Here is a 1375-nt window from a genome sequence, read left to right on the forward strand (position 1 = left end):
CTCTCGACGGACGAAGGCTTTATGTCACGACCTCGCTGTTCTCGACTTGGGATAACCAGTTCTATCCCGAGATCCGCGAAAAGGGCGGGGTTATGGTGATGATCGATTGCGACCCTGAAAACGGTGGTATGAAGATCAACGAGGATTTCATTGTGGACTTTGGCAAAGAACCGAATGGTCCATCGCGCTGTCACGAGAGCCGGTATCCTGGCGGTGATTGCACAAGCGACATCTGGCTATGATTATGTATACCGTGACGATCGCGAACAGGGATGGCGCGCAATACTGTGTGGATGCGCGGCGTCCACTTCTGGAAACGCTGAGAGAACAGGGCGTCGACTTGCCTTTTGGGTGCAAGTATGGCGGCTGCATTACCTGCGCGGCAAAACTACAGAGTGGCGCGATCGATCAACGCCGACAGGTTGCGCTGAATAATCGGCAAATCGCGAACGGCTATGTGATCCTTTGCGTGGCACGTCCGACATCCGACATCACGCTTGAGATCGGGGTCGAGAGCCATGACAAGCTGTACCGCAATCCGTTTCTCGACCCTCTCAAACCCCACGAACTCAAGGCTGACATTGCGACGCCGAAGGAAGGTTAACCGATGCCCGAAGCAGATATCGACCGCATCTATGATTACGACCCCAAATACCTCGCCGACATCCTGCAGTCGGTTAAAACCGTTGCAATGGTGGGGGCTAGCGCGGACAAAACGAAATTCAGCTATGGCGTTCTGCGACAGCTGAGTGAAATCGGCTATGATATTCTACCGGTGAATCCTAACCCGAATGTTTCGGAAATTAGGGGGCTCAAGGTCTACCACTCGCTGGAAGAGATCGACAAACATGTTGATATGGTAGACGTTTTTCGCCCGAAGGAAGAGTTATATGCCTTTGCCGAGAAGGCTATCGCAATCGGGGCAAAAGTTCTTTGGGGTCAAATCGGTGTGTACGACGACAAAGCAGCGCAACTCGCCGAAGCGGCGGGCCTTAAAGTCGTGATGAACCGATGCCCCAAGATTGAACTCTTCCGCCCGTTTTGGAAGCCGCGCCTGGACCTAAAGATATGATGGAAATTCGATTGGTAGCGGCCTCCTCAGCATCCAATAAGAGTGCCAGTTGAGATATTGTGCTTGCGGAAGAGAAGACACGTAATCCTGCCCGCTTTTCGAAATCCGCGTACTCTAAACCCAAGAATGGCAGTTTTGTTTATAGAACCAACGGCCACGTTGTCCGCGAACCGGATATTCAGGCTACGTCTCAGCGCCGCGCAGCGGCGAACGGCATGTGTGGATGGCTCCTTCCTAGCAAGACATTTTTGATCTGATTTGCGCATTTGTCAGAAGCAGTCATGTGTCCGGCCTGTCTGCGCG

Annotated in this window: 3 protein-coding genes; all 3 read left to right on the plus strand. The window is 52.9% G+C overall.

Translation table 11 applies throughout. The annotated features are described in order from the left end of the window. Nucleotides 1-242 (plus strand): selenium-binding protein SBP56-related protein (locus tag ACR0CG_RS23830; protein WP_480527612.1); only part of this gene is annotated, 242 nt, incomplete at its 5' end. A gap of 2 nt (nucleotides 243-244) precedes the next feature. Next, nucleotides 245-604, plus strand: coding sequence for a 2Fe-2S iron-sulfur cluster-binding protein (locus ACR0CG_RS23835; protein WP_480431177.1), 360 nt, complete (start codon nucleotides 245-247; stop codon nucleotides 602-604). A 3-nt stretch (nucleotides 605-607) separates the two neighbouring features. Further along, on the plus strand, nucleotides 608-1072 hold the full coding sequence (locus ACR0CG_RS23840; protein ID WP_480527982.1) for a CoA-binding protein: 465 nt from the start codon (nucleotides 608-610) through the stop codon (nucleotides 1070-1072). The last annotated feature ends 303 nt before the right edge of the window (nucleotides 1073-1375 follow it).

The organism is Ruegeria sp. AB8, from assembly GCF_056542605.1.

Coding starts and splice junctions, on each gene's coding strand:
- ACR0CG_RS23835 (WP_480431177.1), top strand. CDS start 245: ATGTATACCGTGACGATCGCGAACAGGGATGGCGCGCAATACTGTGTG.
- ACR0CG_RS23840 (WP_480527982.1), top strand. CDS start 608: ATGCCCGAAGCAGATATCGACCGCATCTATGATTACGACCCCAAATAC.